Annotated in this window: 17 protein-coding genes; 13 read left to right on the top strand and 4 right to left on the bottom strand. The window is 33.6% G+C overall.

Annotation, left to right across the window (positions count from 1 at the left end):
* Positions 1–229: 229 nt before the first annotated feature.
* Positions 230–463, bottom strand: coding sequence for a glutaredoxin family protein (locus QMO72_RS09205; RefSeq protein ID WP_069824375.1), 234 nt, complete (start codon positions 461–463; stop codon positions 230–232).
* 198 nt (positions 464–661) lie between these two features.
* Here QMO72_RS09205 and QMO72_RS09200 point away from each other — a divergent pair, with 198 nt between their 5' ends.
* From QMO72_RS09200 to QMO72_RS09190, 3 genes are all read left to right on the top strand, one after another.
* Positions 662–2,014 (top strand): cytochrome ubiquinol oxidase subunit I, encoded by a 1,353-nt coding sequence (locus QMO72_RS09200; protein WP_103267170.1) that lies wholly within the window; start codon positions 662–664, stop codon positions 2,012–2,014.
* The gene (locus tag QMO72_RS09195; RefSeq protein WP_069824374.1) at positions 2,014–3,030 is read left to right on the top strand and encodes a cytochrome d ubiquinol oxidase subunit II; all 1,017 of its coding nucleotides are present in this window, start codon (positions 2,014–2,016) and stop codon (positions 3,028–3,030) included. The genes QMO72_RS09200 and QMO72_RS09195 overlap by 1 nt, the downstream gene beginning before the upstream one ends.
* Before the next feature lie 97 nt (positions 3,031–3,127).
* Positions 3,128–3,787, top strand: a complete 660-nt coding sequence (locus QMO72_RS09190; RefSeq protein WP_046836098.1) for a potassium channel family protein — start codon at positions 3,128–3,130, stop codon at positions 3,785–3,787.
* Between the two features lie 116 nt (positions 3,788–3,903).
* On the opposite strand, the gene rnjA is transcribed toward QMO72_RS09190, so the two are convergent.
* Positions 3,904–5,766: a ribonuclease J1 gene (rnjA, locus tag QMO72_RS09185; RefSeq protein ID WP_069824372.1), complete on the bottom strand. Its 1,863-nt coding sequence runs from the start codon at positions 5,764–5,766 to the stop codon at positions 3,904–3,906.
* Positions 5,766–5,981 (bottom strand): DNA-dependent RNA polymerase subunit epsilon, encoded by a 216-nt coding sequence (locus tag QMO72_RS09180; RefSeq protein WP_046836100.1) that lies wholly within the window; start codon positions 5,979–5,981, stop codon positions 5,766–5,768. Before QMO72_RS09180 ends, rnjA begins: the two co-directional genes overlap by 1 nt.
* A 502-nt stretch (positions 5,982–6,483) precedes the next feature.
* Between QMO72_RS09180 and QMO72_RS09175 the strand changes: the two genes are divergently transcribed.
* Positions 6,484–6,756 (top strand): hypothetical protein, encoded by a 273-nt coding sequence (locus QMO72_RS09175; RefSeq protein WP_103267168.1) that lies wholly within the window; start codon positions 6,484–6,486, stop codon positions 6,754–6,756.
* Between the two features lie 52 nt (positions 6,757–6,808).
* On the opposite strand, the gene def is transcribed toward QMO72_RS09175, so the two are convergent.
* A complete protein-coding gene (gene def / locus QMO72_RS09170; protein WP_103267169.1) occupies positions 6,809–7,360 on the bottom strand; it encodes a peptide deformylase in 552 nt (183 codons plus the stop codon).
* 124 nt (positions 7,361–7,484) lie between these two features.
* Between def and QMO72_RS09165 the strand changes: the two genes are divergently transcribed.
* From QMO72_RS09165 to QMO72_RS09125, 9 genes are all read left to right on the top strand, one after another.
* On the top strand, positions 7,485–8,111 hold the full coding sequence (locus QMO72_RS09165; protein ID WP_103267934.1) for a YkyA family protein: 627 nt from the start codon (positions 7,485–7,487) through the stop codon (positions 8,109–8,111).
* A gap of 267 nt (positions 8,112–8,378) precedes the next feature.
* On the top strand, positions 8,379–9,491 hold the full coding sequence (gene pdhA / locus QMO72_RS09160) for a pyruvate dehydrogenase (acetyl-transferring) E1 component subunit alpha (protein ID WP_103267933.1): 1,113 nt from the start codon (positions 8,379–8,381) through the stop codon (positions 9,489–9,491).
* A gap of 3 nt (positions 9,492–9,494) precedes the next feature.
* Positions 9,495–10,472 (top strand): alpha-ketoacid dehydrogenase subunit beta, encoded by a 978-nt coding sequence (locus tag QMO72_RS09155; RefSeq protein ID WP_069824367.1) that lies wholly within the window; start codon positions 9,495–9,497, stop codon positions 10,470–10,472.
* Positions 10,473–10,616: 144 nt separating this feature from the next.
* Positions 10,617–11,906 carry a dihydrolipoamide acetyltransferase family protein gene (locus tag QMO72_RS09150; protein ID WP_103267932.1) on the top strand — a complete coding sequence of 430 codons (1,290 nt, stop codon included), beginning with the start codon at positions 10,617–10,619 and terminating at the stop codon, positions 11,904–11,906.
* Positions 11,907–11,909: 3 nt separating this feature from the next.
* Positions 11,910–13,316 (top strand): dihydrolipoyl dehydrogenase, encoded by a 1,407-nt coding sequence (gene lpdA / locus QMO72_RS09145; protein ID WP_063410194.1) that lies wholly within the window; start codon positions 11,910–11,912, stop codon positions 13,314–13,316.
* 145 nt (positions 13,317–13,461) lie between these two features.
* The gene (locus tag QMO72_RS09140; protein WP_286093173.1) at positions 13,462–13,734 is read left to right on the top strand and encodes a UPF0223 family protein; all 273 of its coding nucleotides are present in this window, start codon (positions 13,462–13,464) and stop codon (positions 13,732–13,734) included.
* Positions 13,735–13,914: 180 nt separating this feature from the next.
* A complete protein-coding gene (locus QMO72_RS09135; protein WP_103267930.1) occupies positions 13,915–14,454 on the top strand; it encodes a helix-turn-helix domain-containing protein in 540 nt (179 codons plus the stop codon).
* 12 nt (positions 14,455–14,466) lie between these two features.
* Positions 14,467–15,561, top strand: a complete 1,095-nt coding sequence (locus QMO72_RS09130) for an ABC transporter ATP-binding protein (RefSeq protein ID WP_103267929.1) — start codon at positions 14,467–14,469, stop codon at positions 15,559–15,561.
* Entirely contained in the window at positions 15,554–16,357 is an 804-nt protein-coding gene (locus QMO72_RS09125) for an ABC transporter permease (RefSeq protein ID WP_103267928.1), read from the top strand. The genes QMO72_RS09130 and QMO72_RS09125 overlap by 8 nt, the downstream gene beginning before the upstream one ends.
* Positions 16,358–16,360 lie beyond the last annotated feature (3 nt).

Here is a 16,360-nt window from a genome sequence, read left to right as displayed (position 1 = left end):
CATGAGGTAAGCTATATAGAGTTAAACAAAAAAGGCTGGGCATTCTAAAATATTAGAATGCTCAGCCTTTTTTGTTTAAAAGATAAAGTAAAATTTGTGGAATGCAGATATTTTAAAAATGATGTTGGCATTACTAAAATATATCTTTCATTTTGTCCCAAAGAAAATTGGGTATAGAGTAATGTAGCTTATTTTATAATATTAAGAAATGCGAAAATATTGCTGATGATTACGATTCGATATTTAACACACGGTTTAATTTATCCATATCGATTTGGTACATTGGCTCGTCGTTTAACAATATAAAAGGAGTGGCGAATGCATCGTGGTCCATCATTTCATTTCTATATTGTGTGTTGGATATGTTTTTTTCACTGTAGGTCACACCTTTATCAGTTAAATAGCTTTTAATAAATGTACAAGGAGGGCAGTCATTTTGCGTATAAATTATCACTTCGTTCATGTCATTTCATCCTTTCAATAGTGCGTTTATTTAAATATAAGAAACTTTCATCGAATTATCAAGGGTTGAATTTTATATGTAACTGGTCATTAATTTGTCACTTTATTATAGTTTTAATATATTTTAAAAACATATAAAGAGGTATATAATAAATGGAAGTTGTGATTTTTGTCACAAATAAATAAAAAAGGTGATAATATGGATTCAGTTGAATTAGCACGTTTTCTAACTGCGATGACGCTCGCAGTTCATATCATATTTGCAACCATTGGTGCAGGGATGCCATTGATGTTTGCAGTTGCAGAGTTTTTAGGAATTAAAAATAATGATCTTAAATATATTACATTAGCTAAAAGATGGACTAAAGGATATACTATTACAGTGGCCGTAGGTGTAGTAACTGGTACGATTATAGGATTACAGTTATCACTATTATGGCCTACATTTATGCAAATGGGTGGCCATGTCATAGCATTACCGCTATTTATGGAAACATTTGCTTTCTTCTTTGAAGCTATCTTTTTAAGCATTTATTTATACACTTGGGATAGATTTAAAGGGAAGTGGACGCATTTCCTAATTAGTATTCCTGTTATTTTGGGTGGTTCATTCTCGGCTTTCTTTATTACTTCAGTAAATTCATTTATGAATACACCAGCTGGATTCGAAATGAAAAATGGTAAAATGATTAATGTTGAACCATGGGCGGCAATGTTTAATGATTCTTTTTTAGTTAGATCATTTCATGTTGTAGCTACTGCGCTTATGACCATGGCATTTATATTAGCTGCAATTGCAGCATTTAAATTATTGAAAAACAAATTTAAAAAAGATACTGAATATCATAAGAAAGCATTAAAATTAACTATGATTCTCGGTATTATATTTACATTAGGTTCTATGTTAGCGGGCGACATGTCAGCGAAGTTCTTACATCAAGAGCAGCCTGAGAAGCTTGCAGCATACGAATGGCATTTTGATACCGGATCTAAAGCAGACTTAGTCTTATTTGGTTCACTAGATGAAGAAACTCAAGAAGTTAAAGGTGCTGTTAAAATACCTGGCGTATTGAGTTTCTTGGCTGACAATAATATTAATACCACCGTCAAAGGGTTAAATGACTTTCCAAAAGAATTAAGACCTCCGATGATTGTACACTATTATTTTGATCTTATGGTATTTATGGGTGTGTTCTGTTTAGTTGTTTCAGGCGCATATGTCTTAACCTTAATCTTTAAAAAACTACGCAAATTTACCCACTCTAAGCCCTTATTATATGGTGTGTTATTAACTGGCCCTGCTGCAGTGCTTGCAATAGAATTTGGTTGGTTCTTAACGGAACAAGGTCGTCAGCCATGGTTGGTTCGAGGTTATCTTAAAGTTGCTCAAGCTGCAACTCAAGCTGGTGGACTGACGTTAGTTACAATACTCTTTGCGATATTATATATTATATTAGTATATACAACTGCATATGTACTTATTCGTATGTTTAGAGACAAACCAGCGCATAAAGACGTAGAAAAATTAGCCCAAGAAAGAGGTGAGGCATAATGGTCTTCGCTTATATTGGAATTTCAGTACTTTGGATTTTCTTATTTTGTTATATTATCGTTGCCTCAATAGATTTTGGAGCTGGTTTCTTTACACTTCATGCAAAAATTACTAAACAAGATAAAAAAATTAATCACCTTGTCGCACGTTATCTCAATCCTGTTTGGGAAGTTACCAATGTATTTTTTGTATTCTTTTTCGTAGGAATGGTTGGTTTTTTCCCAGATACTGCAAAATACTTTGGTTCGGTACTCTTGTTACCGGCTTCTATAGCAGTCATTTTAATTTCAATTAGAGGTAGCTTCTACGCTTTTGAAAATTATGGCCCAGATACGAAGTTGCCATGGTTGGCGTTATATGGTATTGCTGGTTTATTTATACCAGCTGCATTAGCGACGACATTGACAATTTCTGAAGGTGGTTACATTACTGGTTCAAGTAACAATTTAGATTTGGACTGGGTACAGCTTATTTTAAGTCCATATTCTTGGGCAGTAGTATTTTTATCAGTTGTGTCAGTGCTTTATATTTCTTCAGGTTTCTTGACATATTATGCGTCAAAAGCAAAAGACACGGAGGCGTACAAATTACTTAGATATTGGTTCTTGTTCTGGGGCCCTCCAATGATTGCTATCTCATTATTTGTATTCTTATCATTAAGATTACAAAATAGAGAACATTTCACTAATGCAGTTACAAATTATTGGTGGATGTTCTTACTCAGCTTCATATGTTTCATAGGAGCAATGGTGTTGACTTTGATTAAAAAAGGACATGGTTTAGCGTTTATTTTAGTTATCTTACAAATGGGCTTCGCGTTTTTCGGATATGGTGCGAGTAAGTTACCATATCTACTTTACCCATTTATTCGTATAGATGAAGGTGTAGTTAATAGTAGTATGGCAATTGCTCTTATTACAGCATTTATTTTTGCTTTACTTTTATTGATACCATCGTTAATATTATTATTAAGATTATTTGTTTTCGATAAAAAATATGTTGAAGGAAAGAAATAAGATAATATTTTAAATTGAGGTGTGGGTGATTCATAGTAACGCGTTTGATGTTGCGAACTGAATCATCTTGCCTCTATTTTTAAATTGGAGGACGCATATGGATAAAGAGTATGTGGTAATCGGATTAGGCCGATTCGGTGGAAGTATTGTAAGAGAACTTAATGCATTGGATATGGACGTCATGGCGATTGACATGGATGAGGCACGTGTAAATGAATATAGCGATATCGCTACACATGCTGTAGTAGCTGACACGACAGATGAAGCTGTTATGAAAAGTTTAGGTATTAGAAACTTTGATCATGTCATTGTAGCCATAGGTGAAAATATACAATCTAGTACATTAACAACACTGATATTGAAAGAACTTGGCGTGAAAAAAGTTACAGCAAAAGCACAGAATGATTATCACGCAAAGATTTTGAATAAAATTGGTGCAGACACGGTCGTTCATCCAGAAAGGGACATGGGTAGACGCATTGCGCATAATGTAGCAAGTGCAAGTGTATTAGATTATTTAGAACTTGCTGATGAACATTCAATTGTAGAAATAAAAGCCAGTGAAAAAATGGCGGGGCAAACCATTATACAATTAGATATCCGTGCACAATTTGGTATTAGTATTATTGCAATTAAAAGAGGAAGAGAAATTCTTGTCTCACCTGATCCGAATATGAGTATTGAAATAGGAGACATACTGATCATGATTGGTCATGATAATGATTTGAATCGCTTTGAGAAAAAAGTTGTAAGATAAAGAAGTTACAAGGCAGGTGCATGAGTGCACCTGCCTTTTTAATGCATTATACAATAAAAAACACGTAATACATTCAGTCTGTTAATAAGACTAAAGCATTACGTGCTTTGATTGACCTATGATTCAGATGATGTATGATTATTAGTTTCATCTTTTTTAGGTTTTGGAGATTGATTTACTTTTTTGTTATTATTTGTTTCTTTTTTAGCTTTATTTACTTGTGGTTTTGGTTGCGTTTTTGATTGAACTTTTTTAGGTTTATCATTTTTATGATTAACTTTGTTTGAAGATGGCTGGTTCGTATCTTCATTTACTTTCATAATAACGGGTAAAATCATTGGTTTACGAGCAGTTTTTTCAAATAAATAAGGCTGTAATGTTTCAATGATTGATGATTTAATTTGATGCCATTGGATATCTTTATTTTGGTTTAATTTAGAAATCACATCTGTTTTGATTCTTCGTTGTGCATCGTAAATTAATTGACCAGATTCACGCATATATACAAAGCCACGTGATATGATGTCAGGTCCAGATAGTAAAGTATTTGTTTTGAAATCAATACTGACTACAACAATGACAAGGCCTTCTTCTGATAATAGCTTACGATCACGTATAACAACATTACCGATATCTCCTATACCACTACCATCAACTAATACGTTTCCAGATGGGATTCTGCCGGCTTTTCTAGCAGAATCATGTGTTAATGCTAGTACGTCGCCAATGTCGAAGATAAATACGTTATCAGGATCAACGCCACATTCAATACCAGATTGACCATGAGCTTTTAACATACGATATTCACCATGAATAGGTAAGAAGTATTTCGGTCTGATAAGACGTAGCATCAATTGTTGATCACCTTGAGAGCCGTGACCCGATGTATGGATGTTGGAAACTTTGTTGTGAATGACTTCTGCGCCAGCACGATACAACGAATTAATAGTACGGTTAATACTTTTCGTATTACCTGGAATTGGTGAAGAACTGAATACAACAGTATCTTCAGGGATGATTTTGATTTGTTTATGTGTACCGTTGGCGATTCTTGATAATGCTGCCATTGGCTCACCTTGTGACCCTGTACAAAGAATTAATAATTCATGCTTTGGAACAGTGTTAATCTTATTAGGTTCAACGAATGTTTCAGGTGGGGCTTTGATATAACCAAGCTCCATACCGATTTTAATGTTGTTTTCCATCGAACGACCAAAAGTGACAATCTTACGATTATACTTAATTGCAGCCTCAACAGCTTGTTGAACACGGTAAATGTTGGAAGCAAAAGTAGCAAATATAATTCTTCCAGTACAATTACGGAAGATTTTTTCTACATTTTGGCCTACTTCGCGTTCGCTCAATGTGAAGTCTGGAACTAAAGCGTTCGTAGAGTCAGAAAGTAAACAAAGCACACCTTCTTCTCCTAATTTTGCCATTTTAGCAATGTTTGCAGGCTCGCCGACTGGAGTGAAATCAAATTTGAAATCACCAGTATGCACAATATTACCTTCAGGTGTTTTGACAATCACACCATAAGCTTCTGGAATACTATGTGTTGTTAAGTAGAAACCAACTTCAAAATGCTTGGATTTAATAACACTACTTTCGTCTATTTCTATAAGTTCTGCTGTTCTTAATAAATGATGTTCTTCTAGTTTATTTCTAATTAAACCTAAAGCTAATGGTCCACCATAGATAGGCACATTAATTTGCTTTAATAGGTAGGGCACACCACCTATATGGTCTTCATGTCCGTGAGTGATAAACAGACCAACAATTTTATCTTGGTTCTGCTCTAAATAAGTGAAATCAGGAATGACATAGTCAATTCCTAATAAGTTATCATCTGGGAATTTAATTCCTGCATCAATGATAACGATTTCATCTTGATACTCAACGGCATAAGTGTTTTTACCAATTTCACCTAAACCACCAAGCGCATAAACCGCAACTTCATTTTTATGAATTTGTTTCATTATTTAGCTTGCTCCACATTAAAGTGATCTGATTGCTTTTCGTATTCTAAATGTGCGCCCTCTAATTTAGTGATAAACTCAATGTTAAAGTTACGTTCTTTTAAATATCTTCTAACTTGTTCTTCTGTTTCTCCTTCAACATACATTGTTTGCGTATGTTCACGTACGATTACTTCTTCTTTAGTTTGTTGATAAAATACTTTAAATACTGCCATTTTATATATTTCCTCCTAAAATCATAATTGATTTTTAATATTTATGGTAAAACCCTGCGATTTAATTGACTGAGAATAGTCATTAGAATTATAAAAATGTCATTACCATAACAAAATATGATTAATTCTACAGTCTAATATAAATAGAACATACGAGCTTGTTGCAAGTATGTTTATAGGGTTATCTTCATTTCGTTCGATTAGAAAAATACAAATACTATGATTCATATGTTTTCAGTTATTTCTCATTTTACATGATGTAGTAGAATAAATAAAGCAGTTTTATCTTGTTGACTCCTTTTAATATAGGTAAATAACGACAATGTAATTCTAAGTTATTAATTATTCTAAGATTTTAATTAAAATGATTTTCAGAAAATTTGTAATAAACTTATATTTAACTTGAGTAGGCTTTCGTTTTTATTTATGATAGTAGTATGCGACATACTTATTTAATGAAGAAAGTAATAGGTGGAAATGAAGTAAGGTAAGGGTGATAGATATGGATCAAGTAAAAAGAATAATTGAAGATGTAAAAAAGGAAAAAGCGCGTACAGATAAAATATTTCAAGATATTACATTTGAAATACGTGCGGAACAAGTCTTGATGTTTTTTAACTATAAAGAAATTATTGATAACGTGAATGATAACCAATATTATGTGAAACATAACCATGATCCAGAATTTATTGATATACAAGCGTTAAATGCACTTAAAACAGAATTTAAAAAACTTGATATATCGTTTCATGAACGTAGAGACGATTTCATATAAAAAAACCGTTAGCTTTGAGCGTTGACTCAACTTGCTAACGGTTTTTTTAAAGTTATGCTTCTACAGCATCATCGTGTGGTTTAAGTGGATTACTTGGATCAATATAATCGTAAAACATAATACCGTTGATATGATCGATTTCATGTTGAAGAATGATTGCAGGATAGCCTTTCAAACGTAATTTGACCTCATTACCATCAATATCTGTTGCTTTAACCGTAATTCTATTCTTGCGGTGTACAAGCCCAGGAATATTTTCATCAACACTTAAACAACCTTCACCTGTTGGTAAATATGCTTCTTGAATGCTATGGCTGACAATTTTAGGATTTACAAGCATAAGATCATAGCTTCTACCTTCACCATCATCAGGTAAATAAACAGCAATCATTTTCTTTGAAATATTAATTTGTGGTGCGGCAAGACCTACACCTGAACGAAGCCCGTATTTTTGAGCGATTTCATCATCTTGACTATTAATTAAAAATTCACGCATAGCTAATAAAGTACTACGATCTTCTTCAGATAGTGGTAATTGTACATCCTTAGCTTTCTCACGCAATGTTGGGTGACCATCTCGAATAATATCTTTCATTGTTAACATTTGTTCATACACCTTCCTTAATATAAAATATACCAAATTTCAATGAATAAAAGACAGTGATACATTTGATTTATTATAAAATATTATATAATATAACACACAAATAAAGGAGGATTTCTCAAAAATGAAATTAAAATACGGCATCAGCGCATTACTTGCTTCTACAGTGTTAGTTGCAGGGTGCACAACAGATAAAGGTGAAATAAAAAATTATAATGAAAAAGTGCAAAAAGCATCTGATGAAGAGAAACCTGTTTCCTCAGTAGGCAAAAAGCTGAATAGTTTAGAACAAGAAAAGCAAAAATTAGTGGAAAATGTAAGTGGTCAAAATCAAGAAAAAGTGCAAGACACTTCTAAAAAGCTTGTGAAAAATGCCGCACAACGAGAAAAAGAATTTAAAAAAGAAGAAGAAGCTTACAGTAAATCACAAAAAGAATTTGAAAAGGCTCAGAAGCATGTAGCCAACATTAGTAATAAACAGAAGAAAAAGGAAGTTCAACAATTGAACGATGCATTAAAAGAAAAATACAAGACACATGACGATTATGTCAAAGCTTACAAGCGTATAATGAATAAAGAGAAGGATATGTTTGAATATACGTCGGGTAATCAAGTGAATCAAGAAGAAATAGATAAAAAATCAGAAGCTGTAAATAAAGCAGTTAAAAAAATGAATAAAGTATTTAAAAAATACTCGAAATCTATGAATGATGTGAACAAAGAAAAACAAGATGTCGATAGTCTAATGTAACAGGATAACCGTTATTCATTTGAAATTCAATGCGTAAAGCTATATTATATAACATGATTACGCTTACATTTTAGGGCTAATTCCGAGAAAAAACTCGGAATTTTGTAGTAGTACAGTGCGTCATAGTACATTGATACAGTTCTGAAACTGTACTTGTTTTAAGTACTACAGAACTTTTTCAAATTATTTAACAGTGTAACAGTTTTGTGATACAATACTAGAGGATAAAATGTATTTCTATTATACGGGAAAGGTATGGTGAATTGAATGGCTCCGAAGTTAAAAGCCCAATTCGATGCAGAGAAAGTATTGAATGATACTCAATCTCAATTTGAAATGATTCAAATATTGGATGAAGATGGTAATGTTGTTAATAAAAAATTATTACCAGATTTGTCAGACGAGCAATTAGTTGAATTAATGGAGAGAATGGTATGGACACGTATTCTAGACCAACGTTCTATTTCATTAAATAGACAAGGTAGATTAGGTTTCTATGCACCTACAGCAGGACAAGAAGCTTCACAATTAGCTTCACAATACGCTTTAGAGAAAGAAGATTTTATATTACCAGGTTATCGTGATGTGCCACAATTAATTTGGCATGGTTTACCTTTAACTGAAGCTTTCTTATTCTCAAGAGGGCACTTTAAAGGGAATAGAATGCCTGAAGGCGTAAATGCACTTAGCCCACAAATCATTATTGGTGCACAGTATGTTCAAACTGCTGGTGTAGCATTAGGAATGAAAAAACGTGGCAAACAAGCTGTAGCAATTACTTACACTGGTGACGGTGGTTCTTCACAAGGTGACTTCTATGAAGGTATTAACTTTGCTTCTGCTTATAAAGCACCAGCAATCTTCGTTATTCAAAATAATAACTATGCAATTTCTACACCTCGTAGTAAACAAACAGCGGCTACAACTTTAGCTCAAAAAGCTATTTCAGTTGGTATCCCAGGTTTACAAGTTGATGGTATGGATGCATTAGCAGTATACCAAGCAACAAAAGAAGCACGTGACCGTGCTATAAATGGTGAAGGTCCAACATTAATTGAAACAATCACATATCGTTATGGTCCACATACTATGGCTGGTGATGATCCAACGAAATACAGAACATCAGATGAAGATTCTGAATGGGAGAAAAAGGATCCATTAGTTCGTTATAGAAAATTCCTTGAGAATAAAGGTTTATGGACTGAAGACAAAGAAAATGAAGTCATTGAACGTGCTAAATCTGAAATCAAAACTGCTATTAAAGAAGCGGACAATACTGAAAAACAATCAGTTACTGATTTAATGGAACTTATGTACGATGAAATGCCTCAACATTTAGTGGAGCAATATGAAATCTATAAAGAGAAGGAGTCGAAGTAACCAATGGCACAAATGACAATGGTTCAAGCAATTAACAACGCGTTGAAAACTGAATTACAAAACGATGAAAATGTTTTACTTTTCGGTGAAGACGTGGGTGTTAACGGCGGTGTATTCCGTGTAACTGAAGGGTTACAAAAAGAATTCGGTGAAGATCGTGTATTCGATACGCCATTAGCTGAATCTGGGATTGGTGGTTTAGCTTTAGGTTTAACTACTGAAGGATACCGTCCAGTTATGGAAATCCAATTCTTAGGATTTGTATTTGAAGTATTCGACTCTGTTGCAGGTCAAATTGCACGTACACGTTTCCGTTCTGGTAACTCAAAACAAGCACCAGTGACAATTCGCGCGCCATTCGGTGGCGGTGTTCATACACCAGAATTACACGCGGATAACTTAGAAGGTATTTTAGCTCAATCACCTGGATTACATGTTGTAATTCCTTCTAATCCTTATGACGCAAAAGGCTTATTAATTTCAGCAATCAGAAGTAACGACCCAGTTGTTTACTTAGAGCACATGAAATTATATCGTTCTTTCCGTGATGAAGTACCAGAAGAAGAGTACACAATCGAAATCGGTAAAGCTAGCGTAAAACAAGAAGGTAATGATATAACTCTTATTGCTTATGGCGCAATGGTTCAAGAATCATTAAAAGCTGCAGAAGAGTTAGAAAAAGAAGGTTATTCAGTAGAAGTTATTGATTTACGTACTGTACAACCAATCGATATCGACACACTTGTGGCTTCAGTTGAAAAAACTGGCCGTGTAGTAGTTGTTCAAGAAGCGCAACGTCAAGCTGGCGTTGGTGCAACGGTTGCAGCAGAATTAGCTGAACGTTCAATTCTTTCATTAGAAGCACCAATCGCACGTGTTGCAGCAGCTGATACAATCTATCCGTTTACACAAGCTGAAAATGTTTGGTTACCAAACAAAAACGATATTATTGAAAAAGCGAAAGAAACATTAGAATTTTAATTATAACCTTGATGAAGTAGGAAATACGAAAATTCGTTTGACCTACTTCATTCGAGTTTATATATAGTATGAGGGCATGAGATATTCGTCCCATCCTCATTTTCTAATTTTTGACTTAATATGAATTTCTAGGAGGATAATAACGTGGCATTTGAATTTAAATTACCCGATATTGGTGAAGGTATCCACGAAGGTGAAATAGTAAAATGGTTTGTTAAAGCTGGAGATCAAATCGAAGAAGACGATGTTTTAGCAGAAGTACAGAATGACAAATCAGTTGTAGAAATTCCATCTCCTGTTGCTGGTACGATCGAAGAAGTATTAGTAGATGAAGGTACTGTAGCAGTTGTTGGTGATACAATTATTAAAATTGATGCACCAGATGCAGAAGATATGCAATTTAAAGGTAGTGAAAGTGACGAATCAGCTAGCGAAGAAGCGCCAGCAGAAGAAAGCACTGAAGCAGCAACACCTGCACAATCATCAACTGAAGAAGTAGATGAAAGTAAACGTGTTAAAGCTATGCCGTCTGTACGTAAATATGCTCGTGACAATGGCGTTAATATTAAAGCTGTTGTAGCTTCAGGTAAAAATGGACGTACAACAAAAGAAGATGTAGACGCTTACTTAAATGGTGGTGGACAAGCAGCTTCTAATGAAAGTACTTCTGAAGCAGTAAGTGAAGAAACTTCAAATACTGCACAATCAGCACCAGTTTCAACTGAAGGTGAGTTCCCAGAAACAACAGAAAAAATACCTGCAATGCGTAAAGCAATTGCTAAAGCTATGGTTAACTCTAAACACACTGCGCCTCACGTAACATTAATGGATGAAATTGATGTTCAAGAATTATGGGATCACCGTAAAAAATTCAAAGAAGTTGCAGCTGAGCAAGGTACTAAATTAACTTTCTTACCTTATGTAGTTAAAGCATTAGTTTCAGCATTGAAAAAATACCCAGCACTTAATACTTCATTCAATGAAGACGCTGGCGAAATTGTTCATAAACACTACTGGAATATTGGTATCGCAGCGGATACTGATAGAGGACTATTAGTACCTGTAGTTAAACACGCGGATCGTAAATCTATCTTTAGTATTTCTGATGAAATTAATGAACTTGCTGTAAAAGCACGTGATGGTAAATTAACTTCAGACGAAATGAAAGACGCTACATGTACAATTAGTAATATTGGTTCAGCTGGTGGACAATGGTTTACTCCAGTTATCAATCACCCAGAAGTTGCTATCTTAGGTATTGGCCGTATTGCACAAAAACCAATTGTTAAAGATGGAGAAATCGTAGCAGCTCCAGTATTATCATTGTCATTAAGTTTTGACCACAGACAAATTGATGGTGCTACTGGACAAAATGCTATGAACCATATCAAACGATTATTGAATAATCCAGAATTATTATTAATGGAGGGGTAAAACATGGTAGTTGGAGATTTCCCAATTGAAACAGACACTATTGTAATCGGAGCAGGACCAGGAGGCTATGTTGCAGCAATTCGTGCAGCACAGTTAGGTCAAAAAGTAACAATCGTTGAAAAAGGCGAATTAGGTGGCGTATGTTTAAACGTAGGCTGTATTCCTTCTAAAGCTTTATTACACGCTTCACACCGTTTTAATGAAACTAAAAACTCAGAAAACCTAGGTGTTATTGCTGAAAGTGTTTCACTTAAATTTGATAAAGTTCAAGAATTCAAACAATCAGTTGTTAGTAAATTAACTGGTGGGGTTGAAGGACTATTAAAAGGTAATAAAGTTGAAATCGTTAAAGGCGAAGCTTACTTTGTTGATAACAATAGCTTACGTGTTATGGATGAGAAAAGTGCTCAAACGTATAACTTCAAAAATGCAATTATTGCGACTGGTTCAAGACCAATCGAAATCCCTAACTTCAAGTTTGGTAGCCGTGTAATTGATTCTACAGGCGCTTTAAACTTACAAGAAGTTCCTGGTAAATTAGTAGTTGTTGGTGGCGGATATATCGGTTCTGAACTTGGAACTGCTTTTGCTAACTTTGGTTCTGAAGTTACTATTTTAGAAGGCGCTAAAGATATTTTAGGCGGTTTCGAAAAACAAATGACACAACCTGTTAAAAAAGGTATGAAAGAAAAAGGCGTTGAAATTGTTACTGAAGCAATGGCAAAATCTGCTGAAGAAACAGAAAATGGCGTTAAAGTAACTTATGAAGTAAAAGGTGAAGAGCAAACAATCGATGCTGATTACGTATTAGTTACTGTAGGTCGTCGTCCAAATACTGATGAATTAGGCTTAGAAGAATTAGGTCTTAAATTCGCAGATCGTGGATTGTTAGAAGTAGACAAACAAAGCCGTACTTCTGCTGAAAATATCTTTGCAATTGGTGATATTGTTCCAGGTTTACCACTTGCGCACAAAGCAAGCTATGAAGCTAAAGTTGCTGCTGAAGTAATTGCTGGTGAAGCATCAGAAGTTGATTACATCGGTATGCCAGCTGTATGTTTCACTGAACCAGAACTTGCACAAGTTGGTTACACTGAAGAGCAAGCTAAAGAAGAAGGATTAGCAGTTACTGCTTCTAAATTCCCTTATGCAGCTAATGGTCGTGCATTATCATTAGATGATACTAATGGTTTTGTTAAATTGTTAACACTTAAAGAAGATAATACATTAGTAGGAGCACAAGTAGTTGGTGCTGGCGCTTCTGATATTATTTCTGAATTAGGTTTAGCTATTGAAGCTGGTATGAATGCTGAAGATTTAGCATTAACTATCCACGCACACCCAACTTTAGGTGAAATGTCTATGGAAGCAGCTGAAAAAGCATTAGGATTACCAATCCACACTATGTAAGTATATTGTTGTAATACACATACAACACATAAGAAATAGCCACTAGTTTTTATACTGGTGGCTATTTTTTTAAATAATAGAGTAGCCTATTTGCGTTGGCTATTGTAATTTATGATTTAATTATGAAAAGGTGGCATGTTTGTTTATGGAATATCAATATCCTATTGATTTAGATTGGTCAAATGATGAAATGATGCAGGTTGTATCTTTTTTCAATGCAATAGAATCATTTTATGAGTCTAAAGTTGAAGGGGAAACATTATTAGAACGCTATAAACAATTTAAAGCGATTGTTCCCAGTAAAGCAGAAGAAAAGCAAATCTTTAAAGAATTTGAAAAAAGCAGCGGTTATAATAGTTACAAGGCAGTACAAGCAGTCAAAGGCTCATCAGATCAAAAATATTTTAGTTCAAATTAAAAATAACTATTGTCATATAAGCTATATTTTGATATTTTTATTAAGCATTAAACAAAATGTTTGATAAAAGTAAACTGAATATAGCTTTTTTATTTTGAGCTAAAGTAAAAATTTGTAACTAATTAAAAATAAACTTTGCTATGACCAAACGTTATGGAGTAAAGAGATATAGGTGACGAAATGGATATAGGTAAAAAAATTAAAAATTTAAGACGTATCAAAAATTTAACTCAAGAAGAACTTGCTGAACGTACAGATTTATCCAAAGGTTATATATCACAAATAGAAAGTACACACGCATCTCCGAGTATGGAGACTTTTTTAAATATACTAGAGGTTTTAGGAACGCATCCAAGTGATTTTTTTAAATCACAGATAGATGAAAAGGTATTATATAAGAAAGCGTCGCAAATTACTTATGATGAATACGACAAAGGTTATATATTGCAATGGCCAGTGACACAATCAAATGAATTAGAGATGGAGCCACTTTTACTAACGTTAAAAGCCAATGCGTCTTATAAAGATTTTAAACCTTCAGAATCTGATACGTTTATTTACTGTTTAAAAGGCAATGTATCTTTGATGCTAGGTGATAAGACTTATCGCGCAGAGACAGGTGATGCATTATATTTTAAAGCAAATCAAATACATAGATTATATAACCCGACTCAAGATGAAGTTAGAGTCATGATAGTTGCAACTGCATCATATTTATAGGAGGACAAATAAATGGAGCCAATCTTATCATTCAAATCAGTGAGTAAAAGTTATGATGATTTACAAATTTTGGACAAGATAGACATTGATATTGAATCAGGCCATTTTTATACTTTGCTTGGACCGTCTGGCTGTGGCAAAACAACGATATTAAAGCTCATTGCAGGATTTGAACAAATAGATAATGGTGACATTATTTATCAAAATAAATCTATAAAGCATATGCCTGCAAACAAACGAAAAGTTAATACAGTGTTCCAAGATTATGCACTATTTCCACATCTTAATGTATATGACAATATCGCATTTGGATTGAAATTAAAGAAAATGAGTAAAGTCAAAATTAAACAAAAAGTTCAAGAAGCATTAAAACTTGTGAAATTAAATGGTTATGAGTATAGAACAATTGAAGAAATGAGTGGTGGTCAAAAACAACGTGTAGCAATCGCACGTGCTATTGTTAATGAACCAGAAATACTATTACTAGATGAGTCGCTATCTGCATTGGATTTGAAACTACGAACAGAAATGCAGTATGAACTTAGAGATATTCAATCAAGATTAGGCATTACATTCATCTTTGTTACACATGATCAAGAAGAAGCCTTAGCACTAAGTGATTATATTTTTGTAATGAAAGATGGTAAAATTCAACAATTTGGTTCACCTACAGATATCTATGACGAACCTGTGAATCGATTTGTTGCTGACTTTATTGGTGAATCTAATATCGTAGAAGGACAAATGGTAAATGATTATTTAGTGAATATCTACGGTCAAGATTTTGAATGTGTGGATATGGGTATCCCAGAAAACCAACATGTCGAAGTTGTAATCAGACCAGAAGATATTACATTAACCGATGCGCGCGAAGGCTTATTTGAAGTGACTGTAGATGCGATGCTGTTTCGAGGCGTACATTATGAAATCAATTGTATAGACAGAAAAGGATATGAGTGGATGATACACTCAACTAAAAAAGCTGAAGTAGGCAGTAAAGTCGGTTTATATTTTGAACCAGAAGCGATTCATATCATGGTGCCTGGAGAAACAGAAAAAGAATTTGATAAACGCATTGAAAGTTATGAGGAAATAGATCATGCGTAAAATTAATAATTTTTTATTCATTCCTTATTTGTTATGGATGATTTTATTTATCATCATACCAGTGATTCTACTCATTTATTTTTCAATGTTTGATTTGCATGGCCATTTAAGTCTTGAAAATTATAAGAAAATTATTTCATTTAAGTATTTCCAAATGTTTTGGGACTCTATCATGTTTGCTGCTGCAATAACAATCATTACATTATTAATAAGTTATCCAGCTGCTTATTTCATTAAGTCATCTAAGTATCAAAACCTATGGTTACTTATATTAATAATTCCTACGTGGATTAATTTACTACTCAAGACCTATGCATTTATAGGTTTGTTAAGTCATGATGGTATTATTAATCAAATCTTAAGCATGCTTCATTTGCCTAAAACTGATTTATTATTTACTGCACCAGCATTTTTATTAGTTGCTAGCTATATTTATATACCATTTATGATTTTACCCATTTTCAATAGTATGAAAGCTATTCCTAATAATATAATACAAGCATCGAATGATTTAGGGGCGAATCCATTTACAACTTTTAGAAAAGTGATATTACCACTTACTAAGCAAGGTGTGTTAACAGGTATACAAGTTACATTTATTCCTGCTTTGTCACTCTTTATGATTACAAGATTGATTGCTGGTAATAAAGTGATTAATATAGGTACAGCTATCGAAGAGCAATTTCTAGTTATTCAAAATTATGGTATGGGTTCAACGATTGCACTATGCTTAATCGTCTTTATGGCACTTGTTCTAATCATCACTAATACTAAATCTTCGAATGGAAAAGGGTGAATC

Origin of the sequence: Staphylococcus casei, from assembly GCF_030294405.1 — a bacterium.
GTDB classification, from domain to species: domain Bacteria; phylum Bacillota; class Bacilli; order Staphylococcales; family Staphylococcaceae; genus Staphylococcus; species Staphylococcus succinus.
The sequence above is the reverse complement of the archived record's forward strand: the minus strand, read 5'-3'. Positions and strand labels throughout refer to the sequence as shown.

Bases quoted from the DNA above. Each gene is read 5' to 3' on its own strand.
- QMO72_RS09165 (WP_103267934.1), top strand. From the start codon at position 7,485: ATGAAATTAAAATACGGCATCAGCGCATTACTTGCTTCTACAGTGTTA.
- QMO72_RS09125 (WP_103267928.1), top strand. From the start codon at position 15,554: ATGCGTAAAATTAATAATTTTTTATTCATTCCTTATTTGTTATGGATG.
- QMO72_RS09180 (WP_046836100.1), bottom strand. From the start codon at position 5,981: ATGGCAGTATTTAAAGTATTTTATCAACAAACTAAAGAAGAAGTAATC.
- def (WP_103267169.1), bottom strand. From the start codon at position 7,360: ATGTTAACAATGAAAGATATTATTCGAGATGGTCACCCAACATTGCGT.
- QMO72_RS09155 (WP_069824367.1), top strand. From the start codon at position 9,495: ATGGCACAAATGACAATGGTTCAAGCAATTAACAACGCGTTGAAAACT.
- QMO72_RS09130 (WP_103267929.1), top strand. From the start codon at position 14,467: ATGGAGCCAATCTTATCATTCAAATCAGTGAGTAAAAGTTATGATGAT.
- QMO72_RS09140 (WP_286093173.1), top strand. From the start codon at position 13,462: ATGGAATATCAATATCCTATTGATTTAGATTGGTCAAATGATGAAATG.
- rnjA (WP_069824372.1), bottom strand. From the start codon at position 5,766: ATGAAACAAATTCATAAAAATGAAGTTGCGGTTTATGCGCTTGGTGGT.
- QMO72_RS09190 (WP_046836098.1), top strand. From the start codon at position 3,128: ATGGATAAAGAGTATGTGGTAATCGGATTAGGCCGATTCGGTGGAAGT.
- lpdA (WP_063410194.1), top strand. From the start codon at position 11,910: ATGGTAGTTGGAGATTTCCCAATTGAAACAGACACTATTGTAATCGGA.
- pdhA (WP_103267933.1), top strand. From the start codon at position 8,379: ATGGCTCCGAAGTTAAAAGCCCAATTCGATGCAGAGAAAGTATTGAAT.
- QMO72_RS09205 (WP_069824375.1), bottom strand. From the start codon at position 463: ATGAACGAAGTGATAATTTATACGCAAAATGACTGCCCTCCTTGTACA.
- QMO72_RS09175 (WP_103267168.1), top strand. From the start codon at position 6,484: ATGGATCAAGTAAAAAGAATAATTGAAGATGTAAAAAAGGAAAAAGCG.
- QMO72_RS09135 (WP_103267930.1), top strand. From the start codon at position 13,915: ATGGATATAGGTAAAAAAATTAAAAATTTAAGACGTATCAAAAATTTA.
- QMO72_RS09195 (WP_069824374.1), top strand. From the start codon at position 2,014: ATGGTCTTCGCTTATATTGGAATTTCAGTACTTTGGATTTTCTTATTT.
- QMO72_RS09200 (WP_103267170.1), top strand. From the start codon at position 662: ATGGATTCAGTTGAATTAGCACGTTTTCTAACTGCGATGACGCTCGCA.